We start from the raw sequence: 16,936 nt of genomic DNA, 5'->3' as shown, positions 1-16,936 counted from the left end.
TCTCAAGCGGCCAGTGCCCGGACCTCGGCCAGCCAGTGGCGGGTGAACTCGGCCAGGCCCTCGCCGAGCCGGTCCCGCAGCAGCCCGTCCAGCCAGGCCTGCCGGTCCGGGCCCGGAGCCGCCGCGCCGACCGCCCGGTAGAGGGCCACCAGCCGCTGCGGCCCGAACCGGCGGGCGATCAGGTCACAGGCCAGCCAGGCCTGCTCGTAGACCTGGGCGAGGCCCTCCCCGCCGGCCGTGAAGGCGGCGTCCTCGGGCAGCGCGGCGGGCAGCCGGCCGGCGGCGACGTCCCGGGCCAGCTCCGGGGCGATCTGCCGGGCCGTGCGGCCCGAGTCGTGGTAGCCGGTCCAGTCGGCGGCGCCCTCGGAGAGCCAGAGCGGCGTCCAGGCGCGGGTGTCGGCCCGGGTCGCCACGTGCGCCGCCTCGTGGGTGACGACCACCTGCCGGCCGAAGTCGCTCAGGCCCGCGAAGGTCTCCGGGTTGAGCAGGATCCGGTCGGCCGGGGCGTTCAGCGGCGCGCCGGGCGCCGCCACGGTGACCGCGGCCATCCCGGACCAGCCGGGCCGGTCGTCCGCCACCAGCCGGGCGAACTGCTCCCGGGTGGCGGGCAGTTCGAGCAGCAGCCGGCCCGCCCAGGCGGTGCCCCAGAGCGCTTCGACGGCCGCCGCCGCCCGGTCGCCGACGGCGGCGAGTCCGGCGGGGGCGGGTCCGGCGGGGGCGGGTCCGGCGGACGCGGGAGCGCCCCCGGCGTCCACCCCGAGCACCAGGCAGCGCGCGCCCGCCTCGGCCCGTACCGCGCCGAGGTCCCACAGCGGTGGCGGCCCGCCCGCGCCCTCCTCCCGTTCGACCCGCCAGCCGGCCGCGGAGCGGGCCAGCGCCAGCCGGCGCGGGTGGACCACCGGCTGCCGGTCGTACCCGGTCACCTCGACGGTCAGCTCGGCGGTGGCGGCGCACCGCCCGGTCCGGTCCACCGGGCCGAGCAGCAGGTTGCGGTAGCCGGCCCGCACCGGCAGCGCGGGCGGCCCGGCGGTCAGCGCCCGGGCCCGCCCGTCGAGCAGCGCCAGGACCTCGGCGTGCTCGTCCGCGGCCGCGGCGGCGGGCCGCGCCGGGGCGGCCCCGGGCAGCGACAGCTGGACCAGCCCGCCGGCCGCGAGCAGCAGGGCGGTGCGCCGCGAGGGCCGGCGGCCGGCGGCGGGATCCGGGCGGCTCAGAGCCGGATCACCCCCGAGACGGGCATCGCGTTGACGGCCTCGTAGCGGACCTTGGCGCCCGGGTAGGGGGCGTGCACGATCACCCCGCCGCCGGCGTACATCCCGACGTGGTGCATGTCCCGGTAGAAGATCACCAGGTCTCCCGGCCGCGCTTCGGTGAGGCTGACCCGCCGCCCGGCGTACGCCTGGGCCTGCGAGGTGCGCGGCAGGGTCACTCCGGCCTGCCGCCAGCTCCAGTACATCAGACCGGAGCAGTCGAACGCCTTGGGCCCGGTGGATCCGTAGACGTAGGGCGCGCCGATCATCCGCACCGCGGCGGCCAGCGCGGCGGCGCCGCGTTCCGAGGCGGGCGGGGCGGTGCCGAAGTCCAGCCGGTCGGTGCCCCGGGTGGCCCGCTGCTCCGCCTCACGGGCGTCCTGGGCGGCGAGCCGGGCGCGCTCGACGGCGCCGAGGCCGTTGAGCAGCCGCTGCGCCTTGGCGAGCCGCTGCTGGATCTGCTGCTTGCTCTCGGCCAGCGCCTTGCGGGTCTGCTCCAGCTCGGCGAGCTTGGCGGTGGTCTCGGCCCGGCGCTGGTCGAGCACCCGCTGACGGCCCCGCAGCTCGTGCAGGGTCTCGTTCTGCCGCTCGGCGCTCTGGTCGAGGGCCCGGGCGCGGGAGAGGTAGGCCTCCGGGTCGGTGGAGAGCATCAGCTGGACGGTCCGGGTCATCCCGCCGCCGCGGTACTCGGCGCCGGCCACGGTGGCGAGTTCGCCGCGCAGCCGGTTGAGCTCGTCCTGGGAGACGGCGATCTGCTGCTGCAGATCGCCGGTCTCGTGCTGGAGCCGCTGCTGGGCCTCCTGGGCGGCGTTGAAGCGCTCGGAGGCCTGCTCGGCCTCGTCGTAGAGCTGCTCCACCTGTGCCTTGACGTCCTTGCGGTCGGCCGGGGCGTCCGGCGAGCCGGGCACGGCCCGGGCGCTGCCGCCGGCCGACACGCCCAACGCGGTGGCGGCCGCCGCGGTGAGCACCAGCGCCCGGGCGAGCACGTGCGCACCTGACAGCGGGGAACGGCGGTGCACGGCCATGCGACGTCGGCTCCGATCCTGGGCCCGGCCCGCCGCCGCACCGGAGCGGGCGGCTGTCGAAGCGGGCGTCCGGTGGCAGACGTTAGCGAGTCGGGGCAACCGATTCCAAACCCCTCCGAACCCGAATATTCGGACACCCGTCGGACATCAGATCGGTTCGCGGACCGAGCGTCCCGGCGGGCCGGGGAATGCCGCGGGCCCGGTCCCCCCGTGCGGGGGAACCGGGCCCGGCGGAGCCTGCCGACCGTGGGTCAGAGGCGCACGATGGTGTTGACCGGCATGTTGGACGCGGCCTCGTAGCGGACCGACGCGCCCGGCTTCGGGGCGTGGATGACCTGGCCGCCGCCGACGTAGATGCCCACGTGGTGGCGGTCGCCGTAGAAGATCACCAGGTCGCCGGGCTGGGCCTTGGAGATGTCCGAGCCGATCTGGGTGCCGGCGGTGGCCTGCGCCTGCGAGGTGCGCGGCAGCGACACGCCCGCCTGGGCGTACGCCCAGCCGGTGAGGCCCGAGCAGTCGAAGGAGTTCGGGCCGGTGGCGCCGTACACGTACGGGGAGCCGAGCTTGCTCTCCGCGGCGGCGATCGCGGCGGCGGCGCGCGAGCCGTTGGCGGCGGGCGCCGCCGGGGCGGCCGGCTTGGCGGTGGCGGCCGGGGCCGCCGGAGCGGCCGTGGACGGCGCGCTCGGGCTGGTGCGGTTGGCGTCGCGGGAGGCGCGCTCGGCGTCGGCCTTCTCCTTGGCGGCCTTGGCGGCCTCGGCCTTGGCGGCGTCCGCCTTGGCCTTGGCCTCGGCGGCGGCCTTCTCCTCGGCCGCGCGCAGCGCCTGGCGCTCCTGCTCGGTGAGCGTGTTGAGCAGGTCCTGGGCCTTCTGCAGCTTGCCCTGGACGTCCTCCTTGGAGGACTTCAGCTGCTGGGTGGTGACCTCCAGCTCGGCGAGCTTGGCCTGGGTCTCGGTGCGGTCCTGGTCGAGCCTGCGCTGCTGCTCCTGGAGCTCCTTCAGCGCGCCGGACTGCGTGGAACCGGCCTGGTTCAGGGCGTCGGCCTGGCTGAGGAAGTTGTCCGGGCTGGCGGAGAGCATCAGCTGGACGGTCTGCGAGATGCCGCCCGTGCGGTACTGCTCGCCGGCGATCTCGGCGAGGCCGCCCTGCGCCTCGGTGACCGAGGCCTGCTGACGGGCCACCTTGTCCTGCAGCTCGGCGACCTGCTTCTGCAGCTCCTGCTGCTTGGCCTGGGCGCCGTTGTACTTCTCGGTGGCGACCTCGGCCTGCTCGTTGAGCTGGTCGACCTGCTCCTTGACCTGGTCCTTGGTCGGCGTCGGGTCGGCGTGGGCGCCGGACTGCGCGGAGAGGGCGACGGCAGCGGCGGCGACACCGGTCAGGATCGAGACACGGGTGCGGCCGGCGGGCTTGGGACGACGATGGGACGCCACGAAGGCGGACTCCTTCTTCCTCATCCGCCTACCGGGTGAGCTGACGGGTTCGGGCGGAAGCGTGCCCTACGACGCCTCACCCGCCGCTCGCGCGGCCGGCCTGGCGCCGATTCACCCCGGAGGAACGTGGTTCCCCGGCTCCGTTCCACAGCGGACCCCCGACTGCTGGGCCTTCACTCGGAGGGACGACCCGAAGGCGCCCTCCCGCTGCTTCACGAACTCGGCGGCGAACCCCGCCGCCACCCAGGCTGGGTGATCGACTGTGCGTGGTTCGAGGCACGACCCTAGTAACAGATCCGTGATCCGTTCAAATCCTTGTCAGAAAAAAGTCGGAAGAATACCCAAGTTCCCTTGTGAAAATGACCGAACGTGATCACATCCCCACATCGGGCTGATCATTCTCCGTCAGACGTTCGAATGCGCGGCCGAAACGTCAGCGCCACCCCCGGCCGGGGGTGGCGCTGATCACAGGAGCCGGAACGGGCCTCCGGGCGTGTCGTGGCGACCCGTCAGACGGCCCGCCGTCAGACCCGGCGGATCGTGTTGATCTTCATGGCGTCGGCCTTCATCACCTTCACCACGTCACCGGTGCGCGGCGCGTGCACCACCATGCCGTTGCCGATGTACATGCCGACGTGGCTGCGGTCGTCGCGGTAGATGACCAGGTCGCCCGGCTGGGCCTCGGCCAGGGAGGGCACCCGGGTGCCGTAGTTGCCCTGCGCCTGCGAGGTGCGCGGCAGCGAGACGCCGGCCTTGCCGTACGCCCAGACCATCAGGCCGGAGCAGTCGAAGGTGTTCGGGCCGACGTCGCCCCAGCCGTAGGGCGAGCCCTGCTTGCTCATCGCGAGGGCGACCGCGGAGCCCGCCTTGCCGCTCGCCTGCGGCAGGCTGCCCAGGTCGGTGCGCTCCGAGCCGCGGGAGGCGCGGTCGGCCTGCTGCTGCGCCGCCTTCAGGGCCGCGCGGTCGGCGGCGCTGAGCGAGTTCAGCAGCTCCTGGGCCTCCCGGAGCTTCTTGTTGACCTCGGCCTTGGTCTGGTTCAGGTCCTTGGTGGTGCTGTCCAGCGAGGCCAGCACGGCGGCCGCCTCGGCCTTCTGCTGGTCGAGCCGGCGCTGCTGGTCCTGGAGGCCCTTGAGCGCCTCGGCCTGGCTGGAGCTGGCCTGCTGGACGCTGGAGGCCTTGTCCAGGTAGCCGGACGGGTCGGAGGTGAGCATCAGCTGCACGGACGGGTCGATGCCGCCGGTGCGGTACTGCTCGCCCGCCACCTCGGCCAGCCCGGCCTGAAGCTGGGTCATCTGCTCCTGGCCGCGGGCCACCTGGTCCTGCAGCTGGTCCGCCTGCTTGCGCAGCTGGTCCGCGCGCTCCTTGGCCCCGTTGTACTTCTCGGTGGCCTGCTCGGCCTCTTCCTGCAACTGGTCGATCTGCGCCTTGACGTCGTCCTTCTTGGGCGACGGACTGGGCGCGGCGTGGGCGGCGACCTGGGCGGAGAGGGCGACCGCGGTCGCAGCGGCAGCGGTGAGCACGGAGACCCGCGCGCGGCTCGGCTGCTTGGGACGGCGGTGGGAGGCCAAGGGACCGGCTCCTTCTTCCAATGGCCTCACCCGAACGGGTGAGAATCCGGAAAATAGGTTTGACGCCAGACCCTAGTGAAGATCCACGCTTCGCGCCACTCCCCCGTTCGCGTGAACCCGAACCGTCCATCTGACTTCACAAAACACGCACAACACCGCAATCCCGGCGCTGACCAGCCGTCATACCGGCCGGGCCGCCCCGGGAACGGGCTACGGCCGGGCCAGCCGGTTGAGCAGCAGCACCGACGCGACGGGGCGCGCGCCGGCCTTCCGCACGCCCTCCGCGACCTCCCGGTCGGTGGAGACCACCACCACCGGACGCCCCTGCGGCTCGGCCCGGACCAGCCGGCGGATCAGCTCGTCCGCCGTCTCCCCGGTCCGGCTGAACCGCACCCGCACCCCGCGCGGCGGCGCCATGATCACCGGCACGTCCAGGTCCTGGCCGTCGAACACACAGGTGACCTCCGCCTGGGTGCGCTGCGCCAGCATCGCCAGCCCGCCCAGCAACCGGATCCGCTGCTGCTCCAGCGGCAGCGTCGGATAGCCCGTCTTGGTCACGTTGTAGCCGTCCACCACCAGATGGACCTGCGGGATCGCCAGCAGCTGGTCCAGCAGCGCCGGATCGTCCTCGGCCAGGCCGCGGCGCGCCACGTCGTGCGGCGAGGCCGCACCCGGCACCACCGCCTCCACCAGGTCCGCCGGGCGGATCTGGGACACCGGCAGCGCCAGCTCCCGCTGCAGCCCCTGCGCCGACTGCAGCACGGTGTCCAGCAGCAGCCGCAGCCGCATGTCCTCGACGCTGCGCCCCTCGCGGGCCGACCGGCGGCCCTGCTCGGCGGTGTTCTCCAGCTCCGTGATCCGGTGCCGCAGCCGGCGCGCCTCGGTCTCCGCCGCGCTCCGCTCGGCCGCCGCCTGCGCCCTGAGCGCCTCCAGCTCGCCGGTCACCTTGCGGGTCTCCGCCTGCGCCCGGCGGGTGTCGCTCTCCAGCGAACGCAGCCGGCGGCGCAGCGAGTCGGCCTCCCGCCGGACGTCCTCCGACTCGGCCCGCTGGCGCTCCAGGTCGGCCCGCGCCGCGGAGCGCAGCTCGGCCAGCTCGGCCTGCAGCTTCTCCACCAGCCGGGCCGCCTCGGCCGCCGCGCCCTCGGCACCCGCCCGATCGGCCTCCTCGCCGACCGCGGCCACCAGCCGGCTCCACCCCGAGGAGCGCACCAGATAGGCGGCCGCCGCCACGTCCATCGGGTCGGCGGCGCCCGGCACGGTGCCCGACTCCAGCGCCTTGACGAGGTCCGGCTGGCCCAGCCGCAGCCGCTCCGCTATCCGCGACCGGAAGGCCGGCTCCGCCTCCAGCGCCGCCGCCAGCGCGGTCGCCGCGTACTTGGCCCGGCGCGCGGGGGTGAACTTGGCGTACTGGCGCAGCGACTGGGGCAGTTCCCCGAGCGGCAGCCCGCCGAGCGCGTCGGAGGCGAGACCCACCACGCGCCGGCGCACGCCCTCGGGCAGCGGCCGGTCCAGCGTCTCGGCGCTGCCCGCCGCGCCGTCCCCGGCGGCCTCGGCGCCCGCCGTCCGCGGCGCCCGCCCGTCGACGGCTGCCGTCGGGTCCTCACCGGTGCCGGACTCCTCGCCGGCGGCCGGCTCGGCCGGGGCGTCGGTGCCGGAGGGGGCGGCCCCTGCCGCGTCCGGCGCCTGCGCGTCCACAGCGGGCTGCCGCCCCTGCGGCCCGGCGGGCTCCTTCGCTGCGTCCACCACGTCCTCGGCTCCGATCCTGGTCCAGCGGGGTACGGCCCCCGGCCGCCGCCCCCGTCACACTCCGTGCGTTCTCTCTGTATTGTCCCGTGCGGCGGGCGGCCACGCCCCGCACCGCCCGCCGCACGGATCAGGCGGTCAGGCCTGCTCGACGGCCTCGGCGCCGTCGGCCGCGCCCGGGCGGGCGACCAGCTCGACCTGGTCCACCGCGTTGCACCAGCGACAGCGCACCGACTCGACGGTCTCGCTGTGCACCTGGGTCTCCTCGACCTTGGACTCGCCGGCCAGGTCGAAGTGGAGGAACTCGGTGACCCGGGCGGTCCGGGTCACGTCGAAGCGGGTCAGGTTGCCGCAGAGCGTGCAGCGCCAGCGCGTCTCGGCGGTCAGAGCGGGGACGGTCATCGGGGGTCCTCTCGGGTGGTCCCTGAATGGGCTCAGGCGCTCCCCCCGGAGCCCCGGCGTCGGCGGCGGGAGGCGGGAATGCCCGCCCCAAGCCTATTGCCTGGGGCAACCTTCACGGCCACCGGCCGACCGGCCGCCACCAGTAGCCCACCTGCCGCAACCGCGCGGTGCCCGTCCCCTCCCGGAGGGATGCTGGGGCCCATGGCGCTCCCGGTCCTGCCCGCCCGTGCCGGCACCCGCCGCGGCCGGCCGGCCGCCGGTGCCCCGGCCGTCTGCTACGCCCTGATCGCGCTCAACACCGCGGTGTTCCTGCTCGGACCGGCCGCCGGGCTCAACCCGCTCTACGGCCGCGGCCAGAGCCGGGTCTGCGCGGAGCAGCGCTACGAGCAGCGCTGGGGGGCCGTCCCCGCCGAGCTGCTGACCGGACACCCGCTGACCGCCGGCCAGCTCGCCGAGGCCCCCGACCCGGTGCCGGGCTGCCCGGCCGCGCCCACCCCGGGCAAGCACCCGGCGCTGTCGGTGCTCAGCGCGCTCTTCCTGCACGCCGGCTGGCTGCACCTGCTCGGCAACCTGCTCTTCCTGCACGTCTTCGGCCCGACCGTGGAGCGGCGGCTGGGGCGCGCCCGGTTCCTCCTCTTCTACCTGGCGTCCGGGGCGCTCACCACCTACGGCTTCGCCCTGGCCGAGGCGCACTCGGCGGACGCGACCAGGGTGCTGATCGGCGCCTCCGGGGCGATCTCCGCCGCCCTCGGCGCCTATCTGCGCCTCCACCCGCGGGCCCGGGTCACCACGCTCGTCCCGCTGCTGCTCTTCCTGCCGCTGCGCTTCCCGGCCTGGCTGGTGCTGGGGCTCTGGTTCGCCCTCCAGTGGTGGTCGGTGCACTCCGCCGGGCCCGGTGTCGCGTACCTGGTGCACGTGATCGGCTTCGCGTCCGGTTTCCTCTACGCCTGCACCCTCGGCGGGCGCCGTCCCCGCGCCACCCGCCCCCGCGACGGCACCGGCGGCGCCCGATACGCTGGCGGCACCTCACAAAGGAGTACGCCACCGTGATCACCGCCATCGTCCTGATCAAGACCAGCGTCGACCGCATCCCGGAGATCGCCGAGGCGATCGCCGCCATCGAGGGCGTCAGCGAGGTCTACTCGGTGACCGGCGGCTACGACCTGGTCGCGATGGTGCGGGTGGGCCGGCACGACGACCTCGCCGAGGTGATCCCCGGCCGGCTCAACAAGGTCCCGGGCGTGGCCCACACCGAGACCCAGATCGCCTTCCGCACCTACTCCCAGCACGACCTGGAGGCCGCGTTCGCGATCGGCCTGGACGAGTGACCCGGACAAGTGGCCCGGGACGAGTGCGGGCCGGGGCCGCTCAGCCCTCCCGGCGGGTGTCCGCGACGCAGCGGCCGCCCTCGTTGCGGTAGGTCCAGGCCGCGCCGTCCGTGACCAGCTCGCGGACGGCCTTCAGGAAGCGGTCCACGTGCTCGTCCGGGGTGCCGGCGCCGAAGCTCACCCGGATCGCGTTCAGGCTGCGCTCGCCGGGCAGCGAGGGCTCCGGGGCGCCGCACTCCGAGGGCGCGGCCTCCTCGTCGCCGAGCAGGGTGCGCACCAGCGGGTGGGCGCAGAACAGGCCGTCGCGGACCCCGATGCCGTACTCGGCGGACAGCGCGGCCGAGAAGTGCGAGCTGTTCCAGCCCCGGACGACGAAGGAGAGCACGCCCACCCGGTCCGAGTCGGCGCCGAACAGGTTCAGCACCCGGACCTCGGGGACCTCGGCCAGCCCGGCCTTCAGCCGCGCGACCAGCGCGCGCTCACGGGCCTCCAGGGCGTCGAACCCGGCCTCGGTGAGCGCCCGGCAGGCCGAGGCGATCGCGTAGACGCCGATGACGTTGGGCGAGCCGGCCTCGTGCCGGGCCGGACCGGTGTGCCACTGCACGGCCACCGAACCGTCGGCCTCCCGGGCCACCGTGCGGGTGGCGCCGCCGCCAGCCAGGTAGGGGTCGGCCGCGTCCAGCCAGTCGGCCCGGCCGGCCAGCACCCCGGCGCCGAACGGCGCGTACAGCTTGTGGCCGGAGAAGGCGATCCAGTCGACGTCCAGCTCGCGCACCGAGACCCGGTGGTGCGGGGCCAGCTGCGCGGCGTCCAGCACCACCCGGGCGCCGTGGCGGTGGGCGGTGCGGGTCAGCTCGGCGACCGGCCAGAGCTCTCCGGTGACGTTGGAGGCCCCGGTGACGCAGAGCAGCTTCGGGCCCTCCGGCGCCTGGGCGAGCGCCGCGTCGAAGGCGGCGACCGCCTCGGCGTGCGAGCGGGGGGCGCGCAGGTAGGTGACCGGCAGACCGGCGTGCGCCCACGGCAGCAGCGAGGCGTGGTGCTCGGTCTCGAAGGCGAACACCTGCGTCCCGGCCGGGACGGCGCCGGCCAGCAGGTTGAGCGAGTCGGTGGTGGCGCGGGTGAAGACCACCTGGTCGCCCTCGCGCAGGTCGAGGAACTCGGCGACGGTGCGGCGGCTCTGCTCGAACAGGTCGGTGGAGAGCTGCGAGAGGTAGCCGGCGCCGCGGTGCACGCTGCCGTAGTAGGGGGCGTAGGCGGCGACGTCGTCCCAGACCCGCTGGAGCGCCGGGGAGCTGGCGGCGTAGTCGAGCGCCGCGTAGTCGACCTTCTCGCCGTTGGCCAGCGGGACCTGGACGTCGTGGCCGAGGACGGCGAGGGGGGCGCAGAGGGAGGTCGAGAGGGACATGAGGATGCACTCCTGTACGGGTCAGGGACCCCGGGAGTGCGATCTGTCCGGCGTCCGCGCTTGCCACGCGGACCCATCGCCACGTGACCCGGTCCTCACCCAGGGCACCCCGCCACGGACGGAGGGTTGCCGGACAGCCAGCTGGGGCTTGACGCTGTCGCTCATGACCTGGCGAAGACTCTAGGTCGCGGCCGTCCCGCGGTCAAACGGGCGTCCGCATCCCGGACATGGGTCGGGGCCCGCCGGGAAGGACTCCCGGCGGGCCCCGACTCCCGTGTCACGCCCGGGCGGTGGCCTCGGACCAGTGCTTCAGCAGGTCCTGCGCGGCACCCGAGTCGATGGCCGCCGCGGTGCGGCGCATCGCCGCCCCGAGCTGCTCGGCGAGCGGCGCGCCGGTCAGGTCGAGCGCGACCAGCGCGGCCGCCGAGTTCAGCACCACCGCGTCGCGCACCGGCCCGCGCTCCCCGGCCAGCAGCCGGCGCGCGACGTCCGCGTTGTACACCGGGTCCCCGCCGCGCAGCGCCTCGATGCCGACCGGCTCGATGCCGACCTCGCGCGGGTCGAAGGAGGTCTCGGTGACCTCGCCGTCCCGGACGATCCAGACCCGCGAGGTGGTGGTGATGGTCAGCTCGTCCAGCCCGTCGTCGCCCCGGAAGACCAGTGCGCTGGCTCCGCGCTGCGCCAGCACCCCGGCGATCAGCCCGGCGAGGCGGGTGTCGAAGCAGCCGACGGCGTGCGCGGTCACCCGGGCCGGGTTGGTGAGCGGGCCGAGGATGTTGAAGGCGGTCGGCACCCCGAGCTCGCTGCGGGCCGGGCCGGCGTACCGCATCGACGGGTGGAAGGTCGCCGCGAAGCAGAAGGTGAGCCCGACCTCCTCGGCCACCTCGGCGACCCGGCGCGGCCGCAGGTTCAGGCTGATGCCCAGCTTCTCCAGCACGTCCGAGGAGCCGCTGGCCGAGGAGGCGGCCCGGTTGCCGTGCTTGACCACCTTGGCGCCGGCCGCCGCGGCCACGATCGCCGACATCGTCGAGATGTTGACGGTCTTGGCCCGGTCGCCGCCGGTGCCGACGATGTCCACCGCCGGGCCGGGGATGGTCAGCGGCTCGGCGTGCGCGTACATCGAGTCGACCAGGCCGGAGATCTCGTCGACCGTCTCGCCCTTGGCCCGCAGCGCCACCATGAAGCCGGCGATCTGCACCGGGGAGGCCTCCCCGCTCATGATCCGGTCCATCGCCCACGCGGTGGCCGAGCGGTCGAGGTCCTCCCCCCTCAGCAGCGCCGACAGGATGTCCGGCCAGGTGCGGACCACCTGCGCGGGCTCGCTACCGCCGTTCGCAGGGTTCACGTTCACCATGGCTGACTCCAGCTCTCGCTCCCCGCGGACGGGGAAGGACGTAGGGACGTCGGTCAGCCTATCGAGCGGCGGGGTGCCGGGGCCCCGCCGTTCACCCTTCTTCTCTTGTGGTGAGACGCCGGGGTGGGACGCCGGGCGGGACCCCCGGGCTGCGGGCCTAGCGCGCGGCGGGCGCCCGCTTGGCCATCCGGGCCCGCAGCAGGGTCGCGACGGCCTCCGCCAGCGCCACCGGGTCCACCGGCTGGGAGATCGCCGCGTCGGCCCGGCTCCAGGCCGCCAGCCAGGAGTCCTGCGGCCGGCCGATCAGCACCAGCAGCGGCGGGCAGCCGTAGATCTCGTCCTTCAGCTGCCGCGCGAGCCCGAGCCCGCCGGCCGGCACCGCCTCGCCGTCCAGGACGCAGAGGTCGATGCCGCCCTTCTCCAGCGCCTTGAGCACCGCCGGAGTGGTTGCGCACTCCAGGTACGCCAGCTCCGGAAGGTCCTCCGCGGGCCGCCGGCCGAGAGCGGTCAGCACCTGCTCGCGGGTGGTGCGGTCGTGGCTGTAGACCAGAACGGTCAACGTCTCGTCGGTCGTGTACGCCATGGGCCTGCTCCCTCACGTGTGATCCGGACCACGTTCGCCTCTCCCCGGATGCTACTCCCGATCACCCGCCGCCGAGCCCTTCCCGCGAGATCCCTCCCGACCCGCCGCGCCCGCCACTGGTCCGGGCGGAGCACGGCGCGTCACCCCCACCCGCACGGACCACCCGTACGGCGGACGGGTGGTCTCTCCCCTTACTACCGACGGCCCCGCGGGCCCGCCGCGACACGCCGCAGGGGGCCCTGAAGGGCCCCTTCGAGGAACCGTCAGAAAAGGGACACCGGGCTGCTCAGCAGGGGTACGCACAGCCGTCCGGGTGCCAGGGGGGCATATCGCACGCACCGGACACTCCGAGGGACACCCCCCGGCGTGAAGACGGAATAAGGGACCGACATAATGTCCGTCGTGGCGACAGCAACAGCAGTAGAAACCGGGCACGCGCACGGATCGGTCAACCGGCCGAACATGGTCAGCGTCGGAACGATCGTCTGGCTCAGTTCCGAGTTGATGTTCTTCGCGGCCCTCTTCGCGATGTACTTCACGCTCCGCTCCGTCAAGGGGCCGGAGTTCTGGACCGAGAAGGCGCACGCCCTCAACGTGCCCTTCTCCTCGGTCAACACCACGATCCTGGTGCTCTCCTCGCTCACCTGCCAGCTCGGCGTCTTCGCCGCCGAGCGCGGGGACGTGAAGAAGCTCCGCTCGTGGTTCGTCCTGACCTTCGTGATGGGCGCGGTCTTCATCGGCGGCCAGATCTTCGAGTACACCGAGCTGGTCAAGAAGGACGGCCTCTCGCTGTCCTCCGACCCGTACGGCACGGTGTTCTACCTGACCACCGGCTTCCACGGTCTGCACGTGACGGGTGGTCTGATCGCCTTCCTGCTGGTCCTGGGACGGACGTACGCAGCCAAGCGCTTCACTCACGAGCAGGCCACCGCCGCCATCGTGGTGTCGTACTACTGGCACTTCGTCGATGTCGTGTGGATCGGCCTGTTCGCGACCATCTACCTGATCAAGTAACCAGCTGATCAGGTCGCTGGCCACCGGCCTCGGGTCCCGCCCTCACCGGCGACGGCCCGATTTCGCCGGTGCCGACGCTCCCACCGACCGACCGCGCGCGCAGCCCTAGACAGGCAGCCTCGTGCCGGCCAGACCGGCCGCCGGGTGCACCCACCAGTCGACCAGATCCTGACACCGGGGTTATTCCGTGAAAAAGCTCTCCGCACGACGGCGCCACCCACTGGCGGCGCTGGTCGTCCTACTTCTCGCCCTGGCGGCAACCGGGGGGCTGTACGCCGCGTTCGCGCCCGCCGACAAGGCGCAGGCCGACGTCGCCGCGCAGTCGCTCGCGATCGACGAGGGCAAGAAGCTCTTCGCCGTGGGCTGCTCCTCCTGCCACGGCCTGAACGGCCAGGGGTCCAGCGACGGTCCGAGCCTGGTCGGCGTCGGTTCCGCCGCGGTGGACTTCCAGGTGGGCACCGGCCGCATGCCGGCCCAGCAGCCCGGCGCCCAGGTGCCGCGCAAGCCGAACATCTACTCGCAGGCGGAGATCGACCAGCTCGCCGCCTTCGTCGCCTCGCTCGGCCCCGGCCCGGTGACGCCCACCGACGAGCAGCTCACCTCGACCAACCCCGAGGACCTCGCCAAGGGTGGCGAGCTGTTCCGCACCAACTGCGCCCAGTGCCACAACTTCTCCGGCCAGGGCGGTGCCCTCACCCAGGGCAAGTACGCCCCGTCGCTGGAGGGCGTGGACGCCAAGCACATCTACGAGGCCATGCAGACCGGCCCGCAGAACATGCCGTCGTTCCCGGACAGCACCATGCCCGAGGAGCAGAAGAAGCAGATCGTGGCCTTCGTCCGCCACACCACCAACGATGAGCCCAACCCCGGCGGTCTCACGCTCGGCAGCCTCGGTCCGGTGACCGAGGGCCTGTTCGGCTGGATCTTCGGTCTCGGCGCGCTCATCCTGGTCGCGATCTGGGTCGCCGCCCACACCACCAAGGCCAAGAAGTCATGAGCCACGACATGTCAGAAGAGAAGCTCCCGGAGTCGCACGGCTCCGCCGGGCACCACGAGGTGGCCGCCCACGGCGACCCGTTCGCCGACCCCGGTCTGCCGGCCCACGAGCCGCGCCGCACCGACATCGACGAGCGGGCCGCCAAGCGGGCCGAGCGCCAGGTGTCGCTGATGTTCGTCGTGTCGATGATCGCCACCGTCGGCTTCATCGCCTCGTACGTGGCCATCGACCCGGACAAGATCGTCTACATCTGGCCGCTGGGCCACGTCAGCGCGCTGAACTTCGCGCTCGGCATGACCCTGGGCCTCGCGCTGTTCCTCATCGGTGCCGGTGCGGTCCACTGGGCCCGCACCCTGATGTCGGACCACGAGATCCCGGCCGAGCGTCACCCGATCGAGGCCGACGACGAGGTCCGCGCGGACGTCATCGAGCAGTTCAAGACCGGTGCCGCGGAGTCCGGCTTCGGCCGCCGCAAGATGATCCGCAACACCCTCATCGGTTCGATGGCGCTGGTCCCGCTCTCCGGCGTGGTCCTGCTCCGCGACCTGGGCCCGCTGCCCGAGGACAAGCTGCAGCACACCGGCTGGGACGAGGCCACCGAGTCCAAGCCGCTGCAGCTGATCAACATGAACACCAACCTGCCGATGAAGGCCGAGGACATCATCCAGGGGTCGCTGACCTTCGCGATGCCCGAGGGCCTGACCACGCACTCCGAGGACTTCCAGGTTCGCATCGCGAAGGACGCCCTCATGCTGGTGCGCATCGCGCCGGAGGACATCAAGGACGAGAAGTCCAAGGAGAAGGGGTTCGAGGGCATCCTCGCCTACTCCAAGATCTGCACCCACGTCGGCTGCCCGATCAGCCTGTACGAGCAGCAGACCCACCACGCGCTCTGCCCCTGCCACCAGTCGACCTTCGACCTGGCGGACGGCGCGCGCGTCATCTTCGGCCCGGCCGGCCACCCGCTGCCGCAGCTGAAGATCACCACTGACGAGAAGGGCTTCCTGGTCGCCCACGGCGACTTCGACGAAGCCGTCGGCCCGAGCTTCTGGGAGCGTGCTCGATGAGCAGTGCGAGCAGCACCACCTCCGGCGCCGCCAAGCCCTCCAGCACGCGCGCCAAGCCCGCGAACAAGTGGGAGCAGGCAGCGGACTGGACGGACGGCCGGCTGGGGATCTACTCCCTCGCCAAGGCCAACCTGCGGAAGATCTTCCCGGACCACTGGTCCTTCATGCTGGGCGAGATCTGCCTCTACACCTTCATCATCATCATCCTGACCGGCGTCTACCTGACGCTGTTCTTCAAGCCCTCGATGGGCGAGGTCATCTACGACGGCTCGTACGTGCCGCTCAAGGGCCTCCCGATGTCCGAGGCCTACGCCTCGACGGTCGACATCAGCTTCGAGGTGCGCGGCGGTCTGCTGGTCCGCCAGATCCACCACTGGGCCGCCCTGGTCTTCGTGGCGGCGATGCTCGTGCACATGATGCGCGTCTTCTTCACCGGCGCGTTCCGCAAGCCGCGCGAGATCAACTGGGTCTTCGGCTTCCTGCTGCTGATCCTGGGCATGTTCGACGGCTTCTTCGGCTACTCGCTGCCCGACGACCTGCTCTCCGGCACCGGTATCCGCTTCATGGAAGGCGCGATCCTCGCCGTCCCGCTGGTGGGCACCTACATCCAGATGTTCCTGTTCGGCGGCGAGTTCCCGGGCACCGACATCGTGCCCCGGTTCTTCACCATCCACGTGCTGCTGATCCCGGGCATCATGCTGGGCCTGCTGGTCGCCCACCTGATCCTGGTCTTCTACCACAAGCACACCCAGTGGGCGGGCCCGGGCAAGACCGAGAAGAACGTCGTCGGCATGCCGCTGATGCCGGTCTACATGGCCAAGGCCGGTGGCTTCTTCTTCCTGGTGTTCGGCCTCATCGCCGTCATCTCGGCGATCGCCACGATCAACCCGGTCTGGTCGGTCGGCCCGTACCGCGCGGACCAGGTGTCCACCGACGCCCAGCCCGACTGGTACATGGGCTTCTCCGAGGGTCTGATCCGCCTCATGCCGGGCTGGGAGATCGGCCTGTGGGGCCACACCCTCAACCTGGGTGTCCTGGTTCCGCTGGCGATCTTCCCGCTGGTCCTGGTCTCGATCGCGGTCTACCCGTTCATCGAGGGCTGGATCACCGGCGACAAGCGCGAGCACCACATCCTGGACCGTCCGCGCAACGCCCCGGTCCGCACCGCGCTGGGCGCCGCCTGGATCAGCCTCTACCTGATCCTGCTGGTGGCCGGTGGCAACGACCTGTTCGCCACCCACCTCCACCTGTCGATCAACTCGGTCACCTACGCCGTCCGCGTCGGCTTCTTCGTCGTCCCGGTCGTGGTCTTCATCATCACCAAGCGCTGGTGCCTCGGCCTCCAGCGCCGTGACAAGGACAAGGTGCTGCACGGTCGCGAGACCGGCGTCATCAAGCGCCTGCCGCACGGCGAGTTCATCGAGGTGCACGCCCAGCTGCCGCAGCAGGACCTGCACAAGCTCACCGCGCACGAGCAGGTGCAGCCGGTCGAGCTGCCGGCCGCGACGGACGAGAACGGCGTGGCCCGCAAGGCCGGCGTCCTCACCCGGACCCGGGCGAAGCTCTCCCGCGGCTTCTACGGCGAGGGCAGCCAGATCCCCAAGCCGACCGCCGAGGAACACCACGAGATCACCAGCGGCCACGGCCACCACTGATCCCGTACGCACCCCCGCGTCGCACCCGAGGGCCGCTGACCAGAGTTCTTCTGGTCGGCGGCCCTCGGGCTTTGCCGTACCCGCTCCCCCTCCCCCGCCGTCCGCACCGTCACGTCAGGAG

At 72.9% G+C, this 16,936-nt stretch carries 15 protein-coding genes and 2 riboswitches; of the genes, 6 read left to right on the top strand and 9 right to left on the bottom strand.

Annotated features, from left to right (window positions below; genetic code table 11):
* Positions 1–2: 2 nt before the first annotated feature.
* The 6 genes from ACFVVL_RS10830 to ACFVVL_RS10805 all read right to left on the bottom strand — a co-directional run bounded on the left by ACFVVL_RS10830 (position 3) and on the right by ACFVVL_RS10805 (position 7,412).
* Positions 3–1,007 (bottom strand): hypothetical protein, encoded by a 1,005-nt coding sequence (locus ACFVVL_RS10830; protein WP_387673285.1) that lies wholly within the window; start codon positions 1,005–1,007, stop codon positions 3–5.
* Between the two features lie 200 nt (positions 1,008–1,207).
* A complete protein-coding gene (locus ACFVVL_RS10825; protein WP_380294381.1) occupies positions 1,208–2,272 on the bottom strand; it encodes an NlpC/P60 family protein in 1,065 nt (354 codons plus the stop codon).
* 251 nt (positions 2,273–2,523) lie between these two features.
* Entirely contained in the window at positions 2,524–3,699 is a 1,176-nt protein-coding gene (locus ACFVVL_RS10820; protein WP_387673282.1) for an NlpC/P60 family protein, read from the bottom strand.
* 10 nt (positions 3,700–3,709) lie between these two features.
* A riboswitch (cyclic di-AMP (ydaO/yuaA leader) is annotated at positions 3,710–3,862 on the bottom strand.
* A gap of 361 nt (positions 3,863–4,223) precedes the next feature.
* Positions 4,224–5,267, bottom strand: coding sequence for an NlpC/P60 family protein (locus tag ACFVVL_RS10815; protein WP_380294383.1), 1,044 nt, complete (start codon positions 5,265–5,267; stop codon positions 4,224–4,226).
* A gap of 210 nt (positions 5,268–5,477) precedes the next feature.
* Positions 5,478–6,779, bottom strand: a complete 1,302-nt coding sequence (locus tag ACFVVL_RS10810) for an NYN domain-containing protein (RefSeq protein WP_387673548.1) — start codon at positions 6,777–6,779, stop codon at positions 5,478–5,480.
* Between the two features lie 369 nt (positions 6,780–7,148).
* Positions 7,149–7,412 (bottom strand): hypothetical protein, encoded by a 264-nt coding sequence (locus ACFVVL_RS10805; protein ID WP_380294384.1) that lies wholly within the window; start codon positions 7,410–7,412, stop codon positions 7,149–7,151.
* A 201-nt stretch (positions 7,413–7,613) separates the two neighbouring features.
* Here ACFVVL_RS10805 and ACFVVL_RS10800 point away from each other — a divergent pair, with 201 nt between their 5' ends.
* Together ACFVVL_RS10800 and ACFVVL_RS10795 are read left to right on the top strand one after the other, a co-directional pair.
* Entirely contained in the window at positions 7,614–8,462 is an 849-nt protein-coding gene (locus ACFVVL_RS10800; RefSeq protein ID WP_380294385.1) for a rhomboid family intramembrane serine protease, read from the top strand.
* Positions 8,459–8,740, top strand: coding sequence for an Lrp/AsnC ligand binding domain-containing protein (locus tag ACFVVL_RS10795; protein ID WP_350566755.1), 282 nt, complete (start codon positions 8,459–8,461; stop codon positions 8,738–8,740). Before ACFVVL_RS10800 ends, ACFVVL_RS10795 begins: the two co-directional genes overlap by 4 nt.
* 40 nt (positions 8,741–8,780) lie before the next feature.
* Here ACFVVL_RS10795 and ACFVVL_RS10790 read toward each other — a convergent pair whose 3' ends face one another.
* The 3 genes from ACFVVL_RS10790 to ACFVVL_RS10780 all read right to left on the bottom strand — a co-directional run bounded on the left by ACFVVL_RS10790 (position 8,781) and on the right by ACFVVL_RS10780 (position 12,082).
* Positions 8,781–10,145 carry an aminotransferase class V-fold PLP-dependent enzyme gene (locus ACFVVL_RS10790; RefSeq protein WP_387673278.1) on the bottom strand — a complete coding sequence of 455 codons (1,365 nt, stop codon included), beginning with the start codon at positions 10,143–10,145 and terminating at the stop codon, positions 8,781–8,783.
* 51 nt (positions 10,146–10,196) lie between these two features.
* A riboswitch (SAM riboswitch) is annotated at positions 10,197–10,314 on the bottom strand.
* 108 nt (positions 10,315–10,422) lie between these two features.
* The gene (trpD, locus tag ACFVVL_RS10785) at positions 10,423–11,499 is read right to left on the bottom strand and encodes an anthranilate phosphoribosyltransferase (protein WP_387673276.1); all 1,077 of its coding nucleotides are present in this window, start codon (positions 11,497–11,499) and stop codon (positions 10,423–10,425) included.
* Between the two features lie 157 nt (positions 11,500–11,656).
* Positions 11,657–12,082 (bottom strand): hypothetical protein, encoded by a 426-nt coding sequence (locus ACFVVL_RS10780; protein ID WP_380294388.1) that lies wholly within the window; start codon positions 12,080–12,082, stop codon positions 11,657–11,659.
* A gap of 393 nt (positions 12,083–12,475) precedes the next feature.
* On the opposite strand from ACFVVL_RS10780, the gene ACFVVL_RS10775 reads away from it, so the two are divergent.
* From ACFVVL_RS10775 to ACFVVL_RS10760, 4 genes are all read left to right on the top strand, one after another.
* A complete protein-coding gene (locus ACFVVL_RS10775) occupies positions 12,476–13,096 on the top strand; it encodes a heme-copper oxidase subunit III (protein ID WP_380294389.1) in 621 nt (206 codons plus the stop codon).
* Between the two features lie 187 nt (positions 13,097–13,283).
* The gene (locus tag ACFVVL_RS10770) at positions 13,284–14,093 is read left to right on the top strand and encodes a c-type cytochrome (protein WP_380294390.1); all 810 of its coding nucleotides are present in this window, start codon (positions 13,284–13,286) and stop codon (positions 14,091–14,093) included.
* A gap of 8 nt (positions 14,094–14,101) precedes the next feature.
* Positions 14,102–15,160, top strand: coding sequence for a Rieske 2Fe-2S domain-containing protein (locus tag ACFVVL_RS10765; RefSeq protein ID WP_387673271.1), 1,059 nt, complete (start codon positions 14,102–14,104; stop codon positions 15,158–15,160).
* Positions 15,157–16,815, top strand: a complete 1,659-nt coding sequence (locus tag ACFVVL_RS10760; RefSeq protein ID WP_387673268.1) for a cytochrome bc complex cytochrome b subunit — start codon at positions 15,157–15,159, stop codon at positions 16,813–16,815. Before ACFVVL_RS10765 ends, ACFVVL_RS10760 begins: the two co-directional genes overlap by 4 nt.
* Positions 16,816–16,936: the final 121 nt, after the last annotated feature.

Origin of the sequence: Kitasatospora sp. NPDC058115, assembly GCF_042884635.1 — a bacterium.
In the GTDB taxonomy this organism is placed as follows: domain Bacteria; phylum Actinomycetota; class Actinomycetes; order Streptomycetales; family Streptomycetaceae; genus Kitasatospora.
The sequence above is the reverse complement of the archived record's forward strand: the minus strand, read 5'-3'. Positions and strand labels throughout refer to the sequence as shown.